General features: G+C 38.3%; 17 protein-coding genes and 1 pseudogene. 5 read left to right on the forward strand and 13 right to left on the reverse strand.

The genetic code is table 11. The features are described 5' to 3' along the window. Positions 1-39 precede the first annotated feature (39 nt). The 5 genes from ilvN to atpD all read right to left on the reverse strand — a co-directional run bounded on the left by ilvN (position 40) and on the right by atpD (position 6,187). A complete protein-coding gene (gene ilvN / locus C8N28_RS13655) occupies positions 40-627 on the reverse strand; it encodes an acetolactate synthase small subunit (RefSeq protein WP_132225877.1) in 588 nt (195 codons plus the stop codon). Positions 628-638: 11 nt separating this feature from the next. Continuing rightward, on the reverse strand, positions 639-2,390 hold the full coding sequence (gene ilvB / locus C8N28_RS13660) for a biosynthetic-type acetolactate synthase large subunit (protein ID WP_132225878.1): 1,752 nt from the start codon (positions 2,388-2,390) through the stop codon (positions 639-641). A 29-nt stretch (positions 2,391-2,419) separates the two neighbouring features. Further along, entirely contained in the window at positions 2,420-4,099 is a 1,680-nt protein-coding gene (gene ilvD, locus C8N28_RS13665) for a dihydroxy-acid dehydratase (protein WP_132225879.1), read from the reverse strand. Positions 4,100-4,424: 325 nt separating this feature from the next. Beyond that, entirely contained in the window at positions 4,425-4,670 is a 246-nt protein-coding gene (atpC, locus tag C8N28_RS13670) for an ATP synthase F1 subunit epsilon (RefSeq protein ID WP_132225880.1), read from the reverse strand. 11 nt (positions 4,671-4,681) lie between these two features. After that, positions 4,682-6,187: a F0F1 ATP synthase subunit beta gene (gene atpD / locus C8N28_RS13675; protein WP_132225881.1), complete on the reverse strand. Its 1,506-nt coding sequence runs from the start codon at positions 6,185-6,187 to the stop codon at positions 4,682-4,684. A 276-nt stretch (positions 6,188-6,463) separates the two neighbouring features. On the opposite strand from atpD, the gene C8N28_RS13680 reads away from it, so the two are divergent. The 4 genes from C8N28_RS13680 to C8N28_RS13695 all read left to right on the forward strand — a co-directional run bounded on the left by C8N28_RS13680 (position 6,464) and on the right by C8N28_RS13695 (position 11,901). Continuing rightward, on the forward strand, positions 6,464-7,795 hold the full coding sequence (locus C8N28_RS13680; RefSeq protein ID WP_132225882.1) for a dicarboxylate/amino acid:cation symporter: 1,332 nt from the start codon (positions 6,464-6,466) through the stop codon (positions 7,793-7,795). Between the two features lie 269 nt (positions 7,796-8,064). Then, a complete protein-coding gene (floA, locus tag C8N28_RS13685) occupies positions 8,065-9,045 on the forward strand; it encodes a flotillin-like protein FloA (protein ID WP_132225893.1) in 981 nt (326 codons plus the stop codon). An 86-nt stretch (positions 9,046-9,131) separates the two neighbouring features. After that, on the forward strand, positions 9,132-10,796 hold the full coding sequence (locus C8N28_RS13690; RefSeq protein ID WP_132225883.1) for a sodium:solute symporter family transporter: 1,665 nt from the start codon (positions 9,132-9,134) through the stop codon (positions 10,794-10,796). 28 nt (positions 10,797-10,824) lie between these two features. Beyond that, positions 10,825-11,901: an agmatinase family protein gene (locus C8N28_RS13695; protein WP_132225884.1), complete on the forward strand. Its 1,077-nt coding sequence runs from the start codon at positions 10,825-10,827 to the stop codon at positions 11,899-11,901. Here the strand turns inward: C8N28_RS13695 and C8N28_RS13700 are convergent. Beyond that, positions 11,898-12,557, reverse strand: a complete 660-nt coding sequence (locus tag C8N28_RS13700; RefSeq protein ID WP_132225885.1) for a DUF2490 domain-containing protein — start codon at positions 12,555-12,557, stop codon at positions 11,898-11,900. The genes C8N28_RS13695 and C8N28_RS13700 overlap by 4 nt on opposite strands. 112 nt (positions 12,558-12,669) lie before the next feature. Between C8N28_RS13700 and C8N28_RS13705 the strand changes: the two genes are divergently transcribed. Continuing rightward, the gene (locus tag C8N28_RS13705; RefSeq protein WP_132225886.1) at positions 12,670-13,482 is read left to right on the forward strand and encodes an MBL fold metallo-hydrolase; all 813 of its coding nucleotides are present in this window, start codon (positions 12,670-12,672) and stop codon (positions 13,480-13,482) included. Here the strand turns inward: C8N28_RS13705 and C8N28_RS13710 are convergent. From C8N28_RS13710 to C8N28_RS13895, 7 genes and pseudogenes are all read right to left on the reverse strand, one after another. Beyond that, positions 13,451-13,864, reverse strand: coding sequence for a Dabb family protein (locus C8N28_RS13710; RefSeq protein WP_132225887.1), 414 nt, complete (start codon positions 13,862-13,864; stop codon positions 13,451-13,453). The two genes, C8N28_RS13705 and C8N28_RS13710, sit on opposite strands and share 32 nt — an antisense overlap. A gap of 72 nt (positions 13,865-13,936) precedes the next feature. Next, the gene (locus C8N28_RS13715) at positions 13,937-14,938 is read right to left on the reverse strand and encodes an LLM class flavin-dependent oxidoreductase (RefSeq protein ID WP_132225888.1); all 1,002 of its coding nucleotides are present in this window, start codon (positions 14,936-14,938) and stop codon (positions 13,937-13,939) included. A gap of 124 nt (positions 14,939-15,062) precedes the next feature. Then, the gene (locus tag C8N28_RS13720; RefSeq protein WP_132225889.1) at positions 15,063-16,253 is read right to left on the reverse strand and encodes an aspartate aminotransferase family protein; all 1,191 of its coding nucleotides are present in this window, start codon (positions 16,251-16,253) and stop codon (positions 15,063-15,065) included. 6 nt (positions 16,254-16,259) lie between these two features. Next, positions 16,260-16,673, reverse strand: coding sequence for a hypothetical protein (locus tag C8N28_RS13725; RefSeq protein ID WP_132225890.1), 414 nt, complete (start codon positions 16,671-16,673; stop codon positions 16,260-16,262). Between the two features lie 10 nt (positions 16,674-16,683). Beyond that, a complete protein-coding gene (locus C8N28_RS13730; protein WP_132225891.1) occupies positions 16,684-17,328 on the reverse strand; it encodes a hypothetical protein in 645 nt (214 codons plus the stop codon). A gap of 35 nt (positions 17,329-17,363) precedes the next feature. Beyond that, positions 17,364-17,909, reverse strand: a complete 546-nt coding sequence (locus tag C8N28_RS13735; protein WP_132225892.1) for an RNA polymerase sigma factor — start codon at positions 17,907-17,909, stop codon at positions 17,364-17,366. A 43-nt stretch (positions 17,910-17,952) separates the two neighbouring features. Then, a pseudogene (locus C8N28_RS13895) lies at positions 17,953-18,075 on the reverse strand (transketolase family protein); the annotation flags it as partial.

Below are 18,075 nucleotides of genomic sequence, written 5' to 3' on the forward strand. Positions count from 1 at the left end.
TTTCGATTTAAACGTAATATTTTTGAAAGCTATAATTTCTTACATCGTGAAAATCTTATCCTGTTTATCCAGGAATTCATTTTCAACCATTTCAGAAACCTCTTCGTTCTCAAACTCTTTTAGCTTCTTATGGAAACCTTCACTGGCTTTGATAATAGCAATTCTTCCGCTGCGTACAAACTCTATTAAGCCAAATTTTCCTAAAGCCTTAGTCAGACCATTAATTTCTTCACTATGTCCAGAGGTCTCAAAGATAGTATAGTCATTTCTAATAACCACAGCTCTGGCACCATATTGTCTTAATAGGCGCTCTACACTTGCTCGCTCTGCAATTTCAGAAGTAGGGACTTTGAAAAGTGCCTGTTCTTGCCAAACTATTTCTTCATTGGTGTTATAATAAGCTTTTAATATATCCACCTGCTTTTCAAGTTGGCGACAAACCTTTCTTACCACTTCTTCACTTTCGTTAATGACAAGTGTGAAGCGAAAGATGCCACTTACCTCAGACGGAGAGCCAGTAACACTTTCAATATTAATTTTCTTACGAGAAAACTGGATGGCGATCCTTCCGATGATGCCAACTTTGTTTTCTGTATATATCGTTAATGTAAATTCCTTCTTTAACATCTTCCAATGATTTATTTTAACCTGATTTCTGAAACACTACTACCTTGAGCCACCATTGGGAAAACATTGTTTTCCTTTCCTACCATTACTTCTAATAGGTAAGAACCATCGTGGTCAAGCATGGTTTTCAACGCGCTCTTCAGTTGAGAACGCTCACTGATTCTTTGTCCATCAATGTAATAACCCTTGGCCACCGCAACGAAATCCGGACTGGTAATGTTTACGAAAGAATAGCGTTTGTCATTAAATAACTGCTGCCACTGACGAACCATTCCTAGAAACTCATTGTTTAAAATCAATATTTTAACCTTTGCACCAAACTGCATAATGGTACCCATTTCTTGCAAAGTCATTTGAAAGCCACCATCGCCGATTATTGCAACAACCGTACGTTCAGGTGCTCCATACCAGGCACCAATTGCTGCCGGCAAACCAAATCCCATGGTTCCCAATCCACCTGAAGTAACATTACTTTTCGACTGATTGAATTTTGCATACCTGCAAGCCACCATTTGATGCTGACCAACATCAGTTACAATAACAGCATCACCTCCGGTTAATTCATTTAAGGTCTTAATAACTTCGCCCATTGTCATGGTATCCGTCGAAGGGTTCAGCTCTTCATTAATAACCTCTTTAATCTCCTCCTTCTCTAATTCACGGAATTTATTAAGCCATTCTGTATGCGTTTTCTTCTCAACTAATTCCGTTAATAAAGGTAAGGTTTCTTTACAGTCTCCCCAAACCGGAACGTCTGCTTTAACGTTTTTATCAATCTCCGCAGGGTCAACATCCATGTGGATGATCTTTGCCTGCTTCGCATATTTATCTAAACGGCCGGTAACCCGATCATCGAAACGCATTCCGATAGCAATTAATACATCGCAATCATTCGTCATTACGTTAGGAGCATAGTTACCATGCATCCCTAACATTCCTACATTAAGAGGATGGTCAGTATTTAAAGCACTTAAACCCATTACGGTCCATGCTGACGGAATGCCTGTTTTCTCTATAAAGGCTTGAAATTCTTTCTCTGCTTTACCCAAAATAACCCCTTGTCCAAAAAGGATGAAAGGTCTTTTTGCTTTGTTTATTAAATCAGCAGCTTGTTTAATATATTCAGTTCTAACAACTGGTCTCGGGCGATAGCTCCGGATATGATGACAAGGTTTGTAGCCTAAGTAATCAAACAGTTGTATTTGAGCATTTTTAGTAATATCAATCAATACCGGACCCGGGCGACCTGAGCGGGCAATGTAAAATGCCTTTGCAAGCATCTCAGGAATTTCCGTAGCATCCGTTATCTGGTAATTCCATTTAGTAACAGGGGTTGTAATATTGATTACATCCGTTTCCTGAAAAGCATCTGTTCCCAATAAATGAGCAAATACCTGACCAGTTATACAAACTATCGGATTGCTGTCAATCATTGCATCCGCTAAACCGGTTACCAGGTTGGTAGCTCCCGGACCGCTGGTTGCAAAAACAACACCTGCTCGTCCCGATGTACGAGCATAGCCTTGAGCAGCATGAATTCCACCTTGCTCATGACGTACTAGTATGTGCTTTAATTTATCATTATAATCATATAAAGCATCGTATATGGGCATAATGGCACCACCAGGATAACCGAAGACTGTATCAACGTTTTCTGCTAATAAAGCCTCTAATACTGCTTGTGATCCAGATAACTGAGTCTTAACAGCAGTCTCTTCAACAGTTCCTATGTTGCCTTCTTTATTTGTTTCTACCGTATTCATTATTTCTATGCCTTAATCAATTAATCTATCTATTCATCCGTAACGCAGCCTTTGCTGGCATCTTGCACACTCTTATGATATTTGTAAAGAGCTCCTTTAGTAACAGGGACGGGAGGTTGTTTCCAGTTTCTTTTACGTTCTTGAAGTTCTTCATCACTTATTAAAACATTAATTTCATTTTTAGTGGCATCAATCCGAATGATATCATTTTCTTTAATTAATGCGATGTTCCCACCTTCCCATGCTTCCGGAGTAACGTGGCCTACAACAAAACCATGTGTACCACCAGAAAAACGACCGTCAGTAACCATCGCAACCGAAGCACCCAAGCCTGCACCAAAAATAGCAGAGGTAGGTTTCAGCATCTCAGGCATTCCAGGAGCTCCTTTTGGTCCAACGTGACGGATAATAACCACATCACCTGCATGAACCTTGCCTGATGAAATTCCATCAATCAGATCATACTCACCTTCAAATACGCGAGCCGGGCCTTCAAATTGTTCACCCTCTTTACCGCTTATTTTTGCTACTGACCCTTTCTCTGCAATATTTCCATATAAAATCTGAAGGTGACCTGTTTCCTTAATAGGTCTTTCAATAGGTACGATAATATCTTGCTCTTCAAAATTTAAATCCTGAGCATCTGCTAAGTTTTCAGCTATGGTCTTTCCAGTAACAGTTAAACAGTGACCGTGGATCATTCCCTTTTTTAATAAGTATTTCATAACAGCAGGTACACCGCCAATGTTATGAAGATCTTCCATTAGGTATTTTCCACTTGGCTTCAAATCTGCAAGTACAGGTGTAATATCACTTACCTTTTGGAAAGTATCAGGTGTAATCTCAACGCCTATAGCTCTTCCTATTGCAATAAAATGTAATACAGCATTGGTTGATCCTCCTAAAACCATTAAGGTTACAATAGCATTGTGAAATGCATCGGCCGTCATAATATCAGAAGGTAAAATATTTTTCTCAAGCAGATTTCTAATGGCTTTTCCTGCATCAGCACATTCTTGTTCTTTTTCCCTGCTTAAAGCTGGGTTTGAAGAGCTATAAGGAAGACTCATACCCAATGCTTCAATTGCCGATGACATGGTATTTGCAGTATACATACCACCACAGGCGCCTGCACTCGGACAAGCATGACGGATAATGCCTTGGAAATCTTCTTCATTTAAAGTTCCTGCTATTTTTTGGCCCAGAGCCTCAAAAGCAGAAATAATATTTAAATCTTTGCCTTGGTATCTTCCCGGGTGAATACTTCCACCATAAAGCATAATAGAAGGACGATTTAACCGTGCCATGGCAATTATTGAGCCCGGCATATTTTTATCACAACCAGGAACAGTAATAAGTCCGTCATAATATTGGCAACCCATTACTGTTTCAATTGAATCTGCAATGATATCACGGCTAGCTAATGAATAGCGCATGCCGGGTGTTCCATTAGACATACCATCACTCACACCAATGGTGTTAAATACCAAACCTACCATATCTTCTTCCCAGACAGACTTTTTGACAAGTGCGGCTAAGCCATTTAAGTGCATGTTACAAGTGTTACCATCGTAACCCATGCTAGCTATACCCACTTGTGCTTTATTCATATCTTCAGGTGTGAAGCCAACTCCATAAAGCATCGCCTGCGCAGCTGGTTGCGTAGGATCTTGCGTCAATATTTTACTGTATTTGTTTAATTCAGACATGTTTATTTTATAATAGACCGTGATGTATTTTTCCGATTTCAATTTACACCCTTAGTTTATATTCATCAAGGAAATGTGTAAATAAATAAATTTAGAATTAAATTCCGCCAAATGTAACAATGGCGATATTTAATATTTTTTAAAGCTAGAATATTGGACGGCTAAATCGAATTTAATACCATAAACGAAATCGGTATTTGGTTCAATAATATGCTTGCATAGATTTATTCGAGTGTTTTCGGCGTATTTTCCGAAAATGGAGAGAGAAAATATAAAAAAAGCCTGCAAAATTTGATTTTGCAGGCTTTCTAATTTTTAAGCTTTATTAAGAGATAATTGCTTCCGCTAAAACAATGATTTTATTGTCAAGAACTTCTACAACTCCACCCTTAATTCCGATGGTTTGTTCTTGATTATTTATCTTGATAATGATATCTCCATCTGCCAAAGTTGAGATAATAGGAGCGTGATCTTTAAGAATCTGGAAAGACCCGCTAACCCCGGGAACTGTTACAGCAGTTACTGTTCCTTCATACACTAATTTGTCAGGGGTAAGAATGTTTAAAGTCATGCTTTTTTATTTTATCCTGCTTCAGCTAATAATTTTTTACCTTTTTCAATGGCTTCTTCAATTCCTCCAACCAAGTTAAAGGCAGCTTCCGGATATTGATCTACTTCACCATCCATAATCATGTTAAATCCTTTAATAGTTTCTTTGATGTCAACCAATACACCTTTTAAGCCAGTAAATTGTTCAGCAACGTGGAAAGGTTGTGAAAGGAAACGTTGTACACGACGAGCACGGGAAACGATCAATCTGTCTTCCTCTGAAAGCTCATCCATACCCAGAATGGCAATAATATCTTGAAGCTCTTTATAACGTTGTAAAATTTCTTTCACACGTTGAGCAGTATTGTAATGTTCATCACCTAAAATAGCTGCACTTAATATTCTTGAAGTAGAGTCAAGTGGATCCACCGCAGGATAAATACCTAGCTCTGCAATTTTACGAGACAATACAGTTGTTGCATCTAAGTGAGCAAATGTAGTAGCTGGTGCAGGGTCAGTTAAATCATCCGCAGGCACATAAACAGCTTGTACAGATGTAATAGATCCTCTCTTGGTAGATGTAATACGTTCCTGCATCATACCCATTTCAGTTGCAAGAGTAGGTTGGTAACCTACCGCTGAAGGCATACGACCCAATAGGGCAGAAACCTCAGAACCAGCTTGAGTAAATCGGAATATATTATCAATAAAGAAAAGGATATCTTTACCGGCACCTTCACTGCCATCTCCATCACGGAAATATTCAGCGATGGTTAATCCTGATAAAGCAACACGCGCACGTGCACCAGGAGGCTCATTCATTTGTCCGAATACGAAGGTTACTTTTGAATCCTTTAATGCTTCCTGATCAATTGAATCTAAATTCCATTGACCTTTTTCCATGCCCTCCATGAACTTATCTCCGTAATTGATAATGCCTGATTCAAGCATCTCACGAATTAAGTCATTTCCTTCACGGGTACGCTCTCCAACTCCGGCGAAAACCGAAAGACCTGAATAAGCTTTAGCGATATTGTTAATTAATTCTTGAATTAAAACTGTTTTACCAACACCGGCACCACCAAATAAACCAATCTTACCACCTTTTGCATAAGGCTCTAATAAGTCGATAACTTTGATACCTGTAAATAACACATCCGACTCTGTCGATAGATCTTCGAATTTCGGCGGAGTATTATGGATAGAACGACCGTCTGTTTTATCTAATTTAGAAATACCATCAATCGGATCCCCAACAACGTTAAATACACGTCCTTTTATGGCATCGCCGGTAGGCATTTTAATAGGAGATTCTGTGTCTGTTACGGCCATTCCGCGGTATAACCCTTCGGTTGAATCCATCGCAATAGTACGAACCCTTTCTTCACCTAAATGTTGTTGAACCTCTAAAATGATACGGTGTCCATCTTCTCTCTCTATCTCTAAAGCGTCATAAATCTTAGGAAGGTTGGCACCATTAGCAAAACTAACGTCTACTACAGGACCAATGATTTGTGCTATTTTTCCAATGTTGGGCATAAAAAAGCTATTTTTTTAATTAAATAGTTAACGATAAAGGCCTCTTTTCAGACCTAATTTCGGACTGCAAAAATAAGGTTTATAGTCGAATTTCAAACACATAATGCAAAAGATTTTTTCTTCTCTGCTTTTATAAGCTTTAAGCACTGTAAATGATGCTGTTTGTGAAGAATAATGAGCTTTGTTTAACGTCGATTCTTTTATAAAAAGATAATTATATTACTTTAGTGATCTCAACCTATTATTTTCTTAGCCTTAGACTAAATTATTGTACTTATGACCAAAGTAAAAAAGATAGCCTTACATACACGAATCTTAGCCGGAATGGGAATTGGGGTGCTAGCCGGATTAATCGTAAAACAAATAGGTCTGGAACCTGAAACTTTAAGTACCATTATTAAATGGGTTGAGCCGGTTGGACAGATATTTCTCCGGATGGTATTTATGACCGTTATTCCACTGGTATTTGCAGCTTTAGTACTCGGTATTGCAGAAATAGGAGACCTGAAGCGTGTTGGCAGGATAGGAGTTCGCTTGTTGATTTACAGCCTGGTTGTAAGCTCAATTTCGGTTTTTATTGGAATAGCACTGGTCGATACTTTTCAACCCGGGCATAGCCTGTCTCCGGAAACACGCGATTATTTAACAGAGCAGTTTCAAGAGAATTCTGAAGCTGCAAGTGTAAATGCAGCCATAGCACAAGAGCGTACAGTAGGTGATATTCTGACTAATATTGTTCCTAAAAATCCTTTGGCAGACATGGTAGGCGCATTTGACTCCAGTTATACCGGTGGCGGATTATTGGCAGTTATGTTTTTTGCACTCATCTTTGGGATAGCGATGGCCTCGGTAGATGAAGAAAAAACTGCCACATTGAAATCTTTCCTGGAAGGCATGTACGAGGTAGTTATTAAAATCATTGGCTTTGCTATGCAATTAGCACCTTACGGCGTGGCTGCTCTTTTGTTTAATTTAACCGTTAATGTAGGTGCTTCTTTCCTGATCGTTTTACTAAAATATGTGCTGATTGTATTGGGGGGCCTGGCTATTCATCAATTTGTAACCTATTCTATTGTTCTGAAATTCTTTGCTAATCGTAACCCCTTAGATTTCTTTAAAAAATCGACAGAAGTAATTCTAACCGCATTTTCTACCAGCTCCAGCAATGCCACTTTACCAACAGCGATTTCGGTTAGTATTAATAAACTGAACATTCCCAAGCCGATTGCGAATTTTGTTTTAACAATAGGAAGTACCGCTAATCAAAACGGAACTGCTTTATTTGAAGGCATCACCGTGTTATTTCTAGCACAATGCTTTAATATTGAACTAAGTTTACTATCTCAGATTACCGTTGTTTTTCTTGCTATCTTAGCAGGAATAGGAACAGCGGGTGTGCCTGGTGGATCGCTTCCGGTTATTGTCACCATTTTAGTTTCCATTGGAGTTCCCGGAGAAGCTATCGGACTTATTTATGGCGTCGATCGAATTCTGGATATGTCGAGGACAGTTTTAAATGTTACAGGCGATATTACTGCCGCTGCCTACATTCAACACGTTGAAGAAAAGGCCGATTTCGAAAATTTAATACTCGATAAAGAGCTGTAAGATTAATACTTTGTTATACCCATGCATTACCCTTGCTTTACATGCTTGAGTTGTTCGCGGGTAATGCCTTCGTTGAGTCTGCGTTTTTTTGGGTGTTTTAACACACTTACTATTTAGGTTTTGCTTTGTGCATCTTCATGTATGTAAAATGAGCTTAAGGTTTATGTGAGAGATGTACACCTTAATGTAATTAATATTAGGAAATTCGGGCTTATGCGATTATCTTTAAGGAATTAAAACGAACAAAATAACTTAATCTGATGATCGAAATGGATCCTTCTTTAATTGCAATTGTAGTAGGCGCAGTAGTCGCTCTCTTTATATTCTTTTACTTTTTACCGGTAAATCTTTGGTTCACAGCCCAGCTTTCGGGTGTACGCGTTAGCTTATTGAATTTATTGTTGATGCGTTTACGGAAGGTTTCGCCTTCTTTGGTGGTAAATTCCATGATCATTTCAACAAAAGCAGGTTTGAATATTACCTCCAACGAGATAGAAACTCATTATCTGGCTGGTGGAAATGTTAGTCGGGTAATTAAAGCCCTGATTTCTGCCGATAAAGCTAATATACCATTAACTTTTAAATCGGCTACGGCTATTGATTTGGCAGGTAGAGATGTGTTTGATGCGGTTCAGATATCAGTAAATCCGCGTGTAATTAATACGCCGCCGGTGGCTGCTGTTGCAAAAGATGGTATTCAGTTAATTGCAAAAGCCCGGGTTACGGTTCGTGCAAATATCAACCAATTAGTTGGGGGTGCCGGCGAAGAAACTATTTTAGCAAGGGTAGGAGAAGGTATTGTAACTACCATCGGTTCTTCAGAAACACATAAATTAGTATTGGAAAATCCGGATCGTATTTCTCGTACGGTATTGGAAAAAGGACTGGACAGCGGTACAGCCTTCGAAATTCTTTCGATTGATATTGCTGACATTGATATTGGTGAAAACATTGGTGCAAAGCTTCAAACAGATCAGGCTGAAGCCGATTTAAAAGTAGCGAATGCCCGTGCGGAAGAGAGACGTGCTATGGCTGTGGCATCTGAACAAGAAATGCGTTCTAAAGCCCAAGAAGCTCGTGCAAAGGTAATTGAAGCAGAAGCACAGTTGCCTTTGGCAATGGCAGAAGCTTTCCGTAGTGGAAATTTAGGCATCATGGATTACTATAAGATTCAAAACATTCAAGCGGATACAGATATGCGTGAGTCTATCTCGAGACCAGGCGATAAAAAAGGGAACGACAAGAAATAATATTTGATATTCTCCCTTTTTTAACAATTTGTTTTACATTTATCCATTCGTTTACGATAAACCTGTATTAATCAAATTATCATTGTATGAATTCTCTAGCTTTAGAAGATTACTTAGTATTTCTTGTATACTTTTTGTTTGTTGCGCTTTATGGATTTTGGATCTATCAAAAGAAGAAATCAAAAGTCGCCGATTCCAAGGATTATTTCCTTGCTGAAGGTTCTTTAACATGGTGGGCTATTGGAGCTTCTTTGATTGCTTCTAATATTTCTGCTGAGCAATTTATAGGAATGAGTGGCTCGGGCTTTCAAATGGGCCTGGCAATAGCTACTTATGAATGGATGGCTGCCTTTACACTTATCATTGTTGCGGTATTCTTTATTCCTGTTTATTTAAAGAATAAGATATTTACGATGCCGCAGTTTTTGGGTCAGCGTTATAACGAAACGGTGGCTATGATTATGGCAGTCTTTTGGTTATTACTATATATCGTTGTAAATCTTTCTTCAATCCTTTTCTTGGGTGCACTTGCAGTAAGCAGTATTTCTGGTATTGACTTTACTGTTTGTATGATAGGCCTGGCCATTTTTGCTATTATCATTACGCTGGGAGGAATGAAAGTAATTGGTTATACAGACGTTATTCAAGTATTCTTCTTGATTTTGGGAGGTTTAGCAACTACTTATTTAGCTCTTGAATTGGTTGCTTCTCATTATGGCGAAACTGGTGTGGTAAAAGGATTCAGCCTTCTGACCACTCAAGCCAATGAGCATTTTCATATGATATTTACGAAGGACAATCCAAATTATATTGATCTGCCCGGACTTTCTGTTCTTATTGGAGGTATGTGGATTGTTAACCTGAGCTATTGGGGTTGTAATCAGTATATTACGCAACGTGCTTTGGGTGCAGACCTTAAAACAGCTCGTGCAGGTTTATTATTTGCAGCGGTTCTAAAGCTTTTTATGCCGCTTATCGTGGTTGTTCCTGGTATCGCAGCTTACCTGTTATACAAAGAAGATGTATTTAGCGGAGAGATGTTTGTAGATGGTAAGCTAATGGCTGATAGAGCCTACCCAGTTTTGTTAAACTTATTGCCTACCGGACTTAAGGGTTTATCTTTTGCGGCTTTAACAGCTGCGGTGGTTGCTTCTTTAGCGGGTAAGGCTAATAGTATTGCTACTATTTTTGCATTGGATATTTATAAAAAAGCATTCAAAAAAGATGTCAGCGAAAAGAGTTTGGTGAAGGTAGGTAAGATCGTGATCGTTGTTTCATTGTTATTAGCGGTGGTAATTTCTCCATTCTTAGGTATAGAAAAAGGTGGATTTCAATATATTCAAGAATATACAGGCTTCGTTTCGCCGGGTATATTTGCCATGTTTGTATTGGGTTTCTTCTGGAAGAAAACCACTTCAAATGCAGCTTTGTTTGCAACCATAGGAGGTTTTATACTATCTGTTATCTTTAAAGTATTACCTAATTTCGTTGATCTTGAATTCCTTTATCAATTTGGATTTGCAGTTCCTGTAAATGGAGTGTTTGAAATTCCATTTATTGACAGAATGGGCTTTGTATTTGTTATTTGCGTTATCGGTATGGCAATTATCAGCATTTATGAAACCAATCGTGGGTTGGTAACTAAAGGGCTTGAGATAGACTCAAGTATGTTTAAACCTGATCCTAAATTTACTGTTGGAGCCTTATTGGTTATTGGAATTATTGTAGCTTTGTACTCCGTTTATTGGTAATAGTACCTTTAAAAATACGTGTACAGATATGACAAAACAGCAAAAGATAGCTGAATTTGATCCCAATCAGCCGGGTTTAGCTGATGCTTCAATTTTTGGATTACCATTTACTGCTGAAGAGAGTGAAATCATAATCATTCCGGTTCCCTGGGAGGTAACGGTTAGTTACGGTGCCGGTGCTTCTGCTGGCCCGCAAGCTATATTGGATGCTTCTTTTCAGGTAGATCTGTTTCATCAAGAATATCCAGAGCTATGGAAGCTGGGTATCTACATTGTAGATGCACCTGCTTATTGGCAAGAAAACAGTGAATTGCTAAAGGCAAAGGCACAAGCTATTATTAGTGTTCTTGAAGATGGGGGCGATCTGACAGATCATCCTGCTTTGCAACAGAGTTTGAAGGATATTAATCTTGCTTGTGAGAACCTGAATAAAGAGGTAAAGGAGCAAGTTATATACTGGACTAAGAAAGGGAAGAAGGTTGCTCTTTTAGGTGGAGATCATAGTGTTCCGCTAGGATACTATCAAGCTTTGGCAAAATCGCATACCGAATTCGGAATACTTCATTTGGATGCTCATATGGATTTGCGTATTGCCTATGAAGGCTTTACCTATTCGCATGCCTCCATCATGTATAATGCCTCGCAATTGCCGCAAGTAACAAAGATTGTTCAGGTTGGCCTGCGCGATTTTTGTGAGCAGGAAGTAGCGGTTGCTAAAGATGCCGGAGACCGTATTAAAGTTTTCACTGATTTGGATTTGAAAGCGGCTGGCTTTAAAGGTAAGACCTGGGAAGAGCAGTGTAATGAGATTATAGCATCATTGCCGGCAAAAGTAAGCATCAGTTTTGATATAGATAGTTTATACCAATGGTATTGTCCGAATACAGGAACTCCTGTTCCAGGAGGGCTTTCCTTTGAGCAGGTAACTTACCTGTTATCAGCTTTGGCTAATAGCGATAAAGAGATTATTGGTTTTGATTTAGTTGAAGTATCTCCGGGTACTGATGACTGGGATGGGAATGTTGGCGCCAGGTTATTGTTTCATTTATGCGGGGCATTCGCGAAATCTCAAGGCTTAAAAGTAGGGGATAGGATTTCGTTTTAGAAATCGTGCGACCAGCCAATTGATAACCACAGTTCATGTTCTGTTTTTGTAATCAATTGTTCGGCACGATAATCTAATCCTACTTCAAACTGATCTTTTTCGGAGATGTTATAGCCCACGGCAGCAGCAGCACGAATTTCTAGGTTGCCCTTTTTACTTTGTAATGTACCCAGGTATTCGTTGTTGAATTCAAGGAAAAAATCGTTGGAGTTACCGATGGGTTTCTTTAATCCAATTCGATAGCGTAAACGGTATCTTGTTGCTTTATCCTCTTCTAAAGTTTGATCGGTTCTTATGCGATGTGAGATTTGAAGGTTGGTTAGTTTCTTTGAGAAGGCGTACTGTTGAATGAAACGATGAATAAAATAATCGCCATTATATCGTAGTAAATAACCGACTCCAAATCCTGATAAAGGGCCTTTGGTTCGGGTGAATACTGATTCGAAGTCTATTCTTTCAAATTCTATCTCTGATTCGCCATCAGGATAGGGGTTTTGAAAGAATATCTGTTTTGCTTCTAATTTAGAGCTTGCAGCCCAGCCGTCACTGATTTTTATTTTGGTGTTAATTTGAGGTAATACACCAAATTTATTTTGAGCAGAAGCTGTTATAATGATACACAGGAATACAGATAGAAGGGCAATCCGTTTTTTCATTTGCAAGATTTCAATGTTAATTTAATGTTAAGCTGCAAATGTATTACTATTTTACCTGAGTTGAATTAAAATGAATACTTTTCTGAGTAAAATTAGTTATTAACTTTGTTACATGTCTTTATATATATCGTCTTTGAATTCCGGGAGCAATGGAAACTGCTATTATATTGGTAATGATAAAGAGGCAGTTCTTGTAGATGCCGGTTTATCTTGTCGGGAAACTGAGAAAAGAATGGCTCGTTCCGGACTTTCAATGCAGACAGTGCAAGCAATTTTTGTAAGTCATGAACATTCAGATCATATACGTGGAATAGCAAATTTAGCAAGGAAGTATCAACTGCCGATTTATATTACTGCTAAAACTTTGCAGAATAGCAGGCTTACGATAGCCGATCATTTGGTAAAAAGCTTTATCGGCCACCAGACCTTTCAAATTGGAGATTTAATAGTATCTACTTTTCCTAAATTTCATGATGCTGTTGAACCACATAGCTTTATGGTATCATATAATGCTATCAATGTGGGTATCTTCACCGATATAGGCAATGTTTGTGAAAATTTGATCAATCATTTCAAACAATGTCAAGCTGCATTTTTGGAAAGCAATTATGACGATGAACTCTTAGAAAGAGGCACTTACCCATTCTTTTTAAAGAACCGTATTCGTGGAGGGATGGGTCATTTATCGAATGAGCAGGCTCTAAACCTTTTTAAGGTTCATAGATCTCCTCATTTGAGTCATTTGCTGCTTTCTCATTTATCTAAAAACAATAATAATGCAGTAATGACTCAACAACTATTTCAAGAACAGGCTACTAATGTAAAGGTTGTAATAGCTTCACGAGAAGTTGAAACTCCTGTTTTTAAAATAGTCGCTGAGAGTGAAATTTTATTTACAGAACAGAGTCGTGTACAACAACTTTAGTCCAGTTTTTACTGTATTTTTCTATAGCCGCTAAGTGGATAGGATGCGTTTCGTAAACTGTAATATCTTCCATACTCTTGAATTGAACTAGCAAGTTATAAGAGAAACTGTTATCTACTACCCCCCGTGCGTTGGTTTTGGCAGCAGGTCCATATTGTAATGTGTGGATATTAGGTATCTTTCTTAATTCTTCGAAGAAGCCTGTAAAATCTTTAATTTCTTGTTGCGAGAGGTCTTCTCGTAACCAAAAGAGTACATAGTGAACTATCATTTTTTCGTTTTGTTTTTTTGTGGAAGCTAATACCGATGGAACGGAAGTACCTAATAGGCCACCAAGTACTGCTGTGCCAGCTACGTTTTTTATAAATTTTCTGCGTTGCATTATTATCCAGGGTTTATACTACGTTTATAGTACGAATATAATAAATGATTTACTAAATAGTATTTAAATTATTTATTTAGTTAATTCATTTGTTATTTCATAAGAATGAAGACGATCTTGATGATCATAGATAGGAGATGTTATCATCAGTTCATCGACTTGTGTTTTATCTAGAAACTGCTGTAATTCTTCCTTCACTTTTTCAGGTCCGCCAATAAAAGAGTAAGCAATCATTTGTTGAAGTGCTGCTTCTTCCATTGGATCCATAAAGTCTTCATCTGGGTTTACAGGAGCTTGTAGTAACTCTCTATGTCCGGTAATTATTCCTAAGAAGAGCCTTTTGAATGAGGTAGCTAATCGTTCTGCTTGTTCATCAGAATCTGCTGCTATCACGTTTACGCAAGCCATTGTATAAGGTTCTTTGAGGTATATGGAAGGTCGGAAACTCTGGTGGTAGATAGCCAATGCTGCATGTAATTGAGCAGGAGCAAAATGACTTGCAAAAGCATAAGGCAGACCAAGGGCTGCGGCTAAATGAGCACTATCTGTGCTTGAGCCTAATATCCAGATAGGTATATCTAAACCTTCTCCGGGAAAAGCTCTGACACGACCATTGCTATTGGCTGCAGACAGGTAAGTTTGTAATTCCTGAACATTTTTAGGAAATTCCATAGCAGCGCGTTGATCTCTGCGAAGTGCCATAGCTGTGAATTGATCGGTGCCGGGAGCACGCCCAAGGCCCAGGTCAATGCGATTCGGAAATAAGGTTGCTAAGGTTCCAAACTGTTCGGCAATAATTAACGGAGCATGATTTGGAAGCATAATGCCTCCTGAACCTACCCTGATGGATTTAGTGCCTGATGCAATGTGTGCAATCAAAATGGATGTTGCTGAGCTGGCGATGCCTGGCATATTATGATGTTCGGCTAACCAGTATCTTTTATAACCCCACTCTTCTGTATGCTGAGCCAAATCAAGACTGGTAGCGAAGGTGTCATTGGCTGTTTTTCCTTGTACAACCATGGCTAAGTCCAAAACAGATAATGGAGTGTTTGATAAGCTCTTTTTATTCATTTTATATTTTTAACTTTTTGTGAGAAGAAGCAAAAATACCAAAACAAAATGCGATAGGGGGATTAAGAAAAGAAACTTGACATCTACCGGACTATATTCAGTCTAGGTGATTAACATAATTTGTTTAAGATGAGTATTTATTGACACCAGCCAGAATAACATCGCAGGCTGTTTTAATTTCATCTTCACTTATAATAAGGGGAGGAGCCAGGCGAAGGGCTGTTTCACAATGTAAGAACCAATCGATCATTACACCATGGTCTGCACAATATTTACTGATATTTTCTACCTGGTAAAAGGTATCGAGCTGAATTGCCATCATAAAGCCCTTGCCTCGAATCTCTTTAATAGAAGGATGTTGGAGGTGTTTTCGAAATAAGTCGGCTTTTGCTGTTACAGAATCAACTAAGTTGTTTTCCTGAATTACTTGTATGGATGCCAGTGCTGCTGCACAACATACCGGGTGGCCTCCAAAGGTGGTAATATGACCTAATATTGGATTATGGGTAATGACATCCATAACTTTTTTGTCGGCGATAAAAGCACCTATAGGCATACCGCCGCCTAAAGCTTTTGCTAATAGAAGGATGTCTGGTTTAACTCCAAAATGCTCGAATGCGAAGAGTTTGCCGGTTCTGCCGAATCCTGTTTGTATTTCATCCAGAATTAATAGTGCTCCGGTTTCATCGCAACGTTTTCGGATACGCTGAAGCCATTCTGTATTAGGCACACAAACTCCAGCTTCCCCTTGTATGGTTTCTAAAATAACGGCTGCTGTTTTAGCCGTTATTTTATTGATATCGGCTTCTTCGTTAAAGCCGATGAAGGATATATTGGGAAGTAAAGGTCCGTAGGCACTGCGATATTCATCGTTTCCGATTAGACTTAATGCACCTTGCGTACTACCGTGGTAGGCTTTTTTGGCTGCTATTATTTCTGATCGACCGGTATATCGTTTGGCAATTTTCATTGCTCCTTCGGTCGCTTCAGTACCGGAGTTTACAAAATAAACGGAATTTAATGTTTCAGGTAGTAGTGAAACTAACTTCTCTGCAAGTTTCACTTGTGGGGTCTGCACGAATTCACCAAACACGGTGACATGCATGTGTTTATCTAATTGATCTTTGATAGCATCAATTACTTGCTGGTTTCTGTGTCCAATATTATTTACGGCAAATCCGGAAACAAGATCCATGTACTTTTCTCCGGCCGGACCGTATAAGTAAATGCCCTCTGCTGAAGCTATCTCTGTTAAACGTGGATTATTGGATGTTTGGGCAGTATTTAATAAAAATATTTGTCGGTTGCTAAGCATTAAGGGTTATTGTCTTCTGTCTCTACTTCTACTTTCAAGTTCTCTGAATAACTGATCTCGGAAGTCTCGTTCTACATCAAAAAACTTGACGGCTTTTGCTGATGGAATTACTGCTTTAAACTTTTCAAGATATTTCTTTTTACAAGCTAATATATCACTATCAAAGTCTAGTGCATTCATGGAACCGGGACCTGAAGAACGAGCAGGACGCTTCTTTCGAATGATATTTACTATTTCTCGTTGATATTGATTGTATATTGGAAAGAATTTTTGAGCTTCTTGTGGAGAGAGATCTAATCGATTTGAGATGAAAGCAACCTTTGCTGTCTCAATTCTTTCAAACTGCTCTTTATTATCTTGTGCTAGAATTGGAAAGCACGAGAATACTATAAAACAAAATGTAATATATAACTGTCTCATTTCTATAATTCTATATACTATTCTTAAGATATAATTCTATTTCGTCTGACGAGAAAGAATCTGGGTAAATATCGGATTCTTCTGTGAAATGATCACTTAAAATTAATAAATCACCTGTTTCTGGATAGAATGCTAAATAATTGATGATTGTTTCCGTAGGAAGAACATCAATATTGTGAAGCTCACTTGGCAAATTAGCTATGTTTGCTTCAGTAGCTTCGTCGCTTGGTTGATTTTGATAAGTGATCATAAATATAGAAACTGCTAATGCTAAACATGCAGCAGCTCCGTAAGATAACCAGGAAGTTTTAAATCTTTTTATTGGAACAACTTTCGGTTGTTTCGTTGTTTGCGATAAAATTTCTTTATGAAGGTCATTGAAATAGCCATCAGGTACAGAGAAGCCATCTTCTTGTATATGAGCTTTTAGCTTTTCTTCGCTAACTCTTGATAAAATATCCTGTGTTAATTGTGTTTGATAATCAGAAGGTGTAGAAAATGTAGACTCAGCTAGTTTAATTACTTTTATACTTTGAAGAATATCTTTCTTTGAGGTTTGAAAATAGTCTTCAGGAACTAAAAAAGGATTCTCCTTAAGGTTTGGATTTAATCCAACCTCATTCTTTTTGTTTCCGTTTTGACCTATATTCTTCATACTATTGTGCTTTGATGCTTCTATATCAAAAAGGTTTAATCTGATTCCAATAAAAAACGCTCTATTTTCTTAACAGCTATATGATAAGATGCTTTTAGAGCTCCAACACTGGTTCCCAAAATTTCAGACATCTCATCGTATTTAAGATCGTCAAAATATTTCATATTAAATACGAGTCTTTGTTTATCTGGTAATGTAAGTAAAGCTTGCTGCAATTTTAATTGCGCCTGATCTCCATTGAAGTAAGAAGTGTCAGCCAAAGATTCAGCCAGGAAGCTTGAATTCTCATCATCTAATGAGATGTTTAATTTTTGTTTCCTGCGATTGAGAAAGGTGATGCTTTCATTGGTTGCTATGCGGTAGATCCACGTATATAGCTGTGCATCGGCTCTGAAATTATCTAGATTTTTCCAGACTTTAATGAATATATCCTGAACCAGGTCATTTGCGTCTTCGTGATCTAACACAAAGCGACGGACATGCCAATAGACTTTTTGTTGATACTTTGTTAAAAGTATTTCAAATGCCTCGTCGCGCGTCCGACTATCTGCAAACTTCTCTAAAATCAGTGCATCATCCATATGAATAAGGATAAGTACGATTAACGTACTTATCCCTTTTTAATTATTTACGTTTTATCACTTTTTGTACAGCTTTAACGATATCATCTGCAGACAGGCCATATTTGACCATCAGGTCTGCCGGTTTTCCGCTTTCCCCGAAACTGTCATCCACAGCAATGTATTC

This window comes from Albibacterium bauzanense (genome assembly GCF_004339765.1).
GTDB classification, from domain to species: domain Bacteria; phylum Bacteroidota; class Bacteroidia; order Sphingobacteriales; family Sphingobacteriaceae; genus Albibacterium; species Albibacterium bauzanense.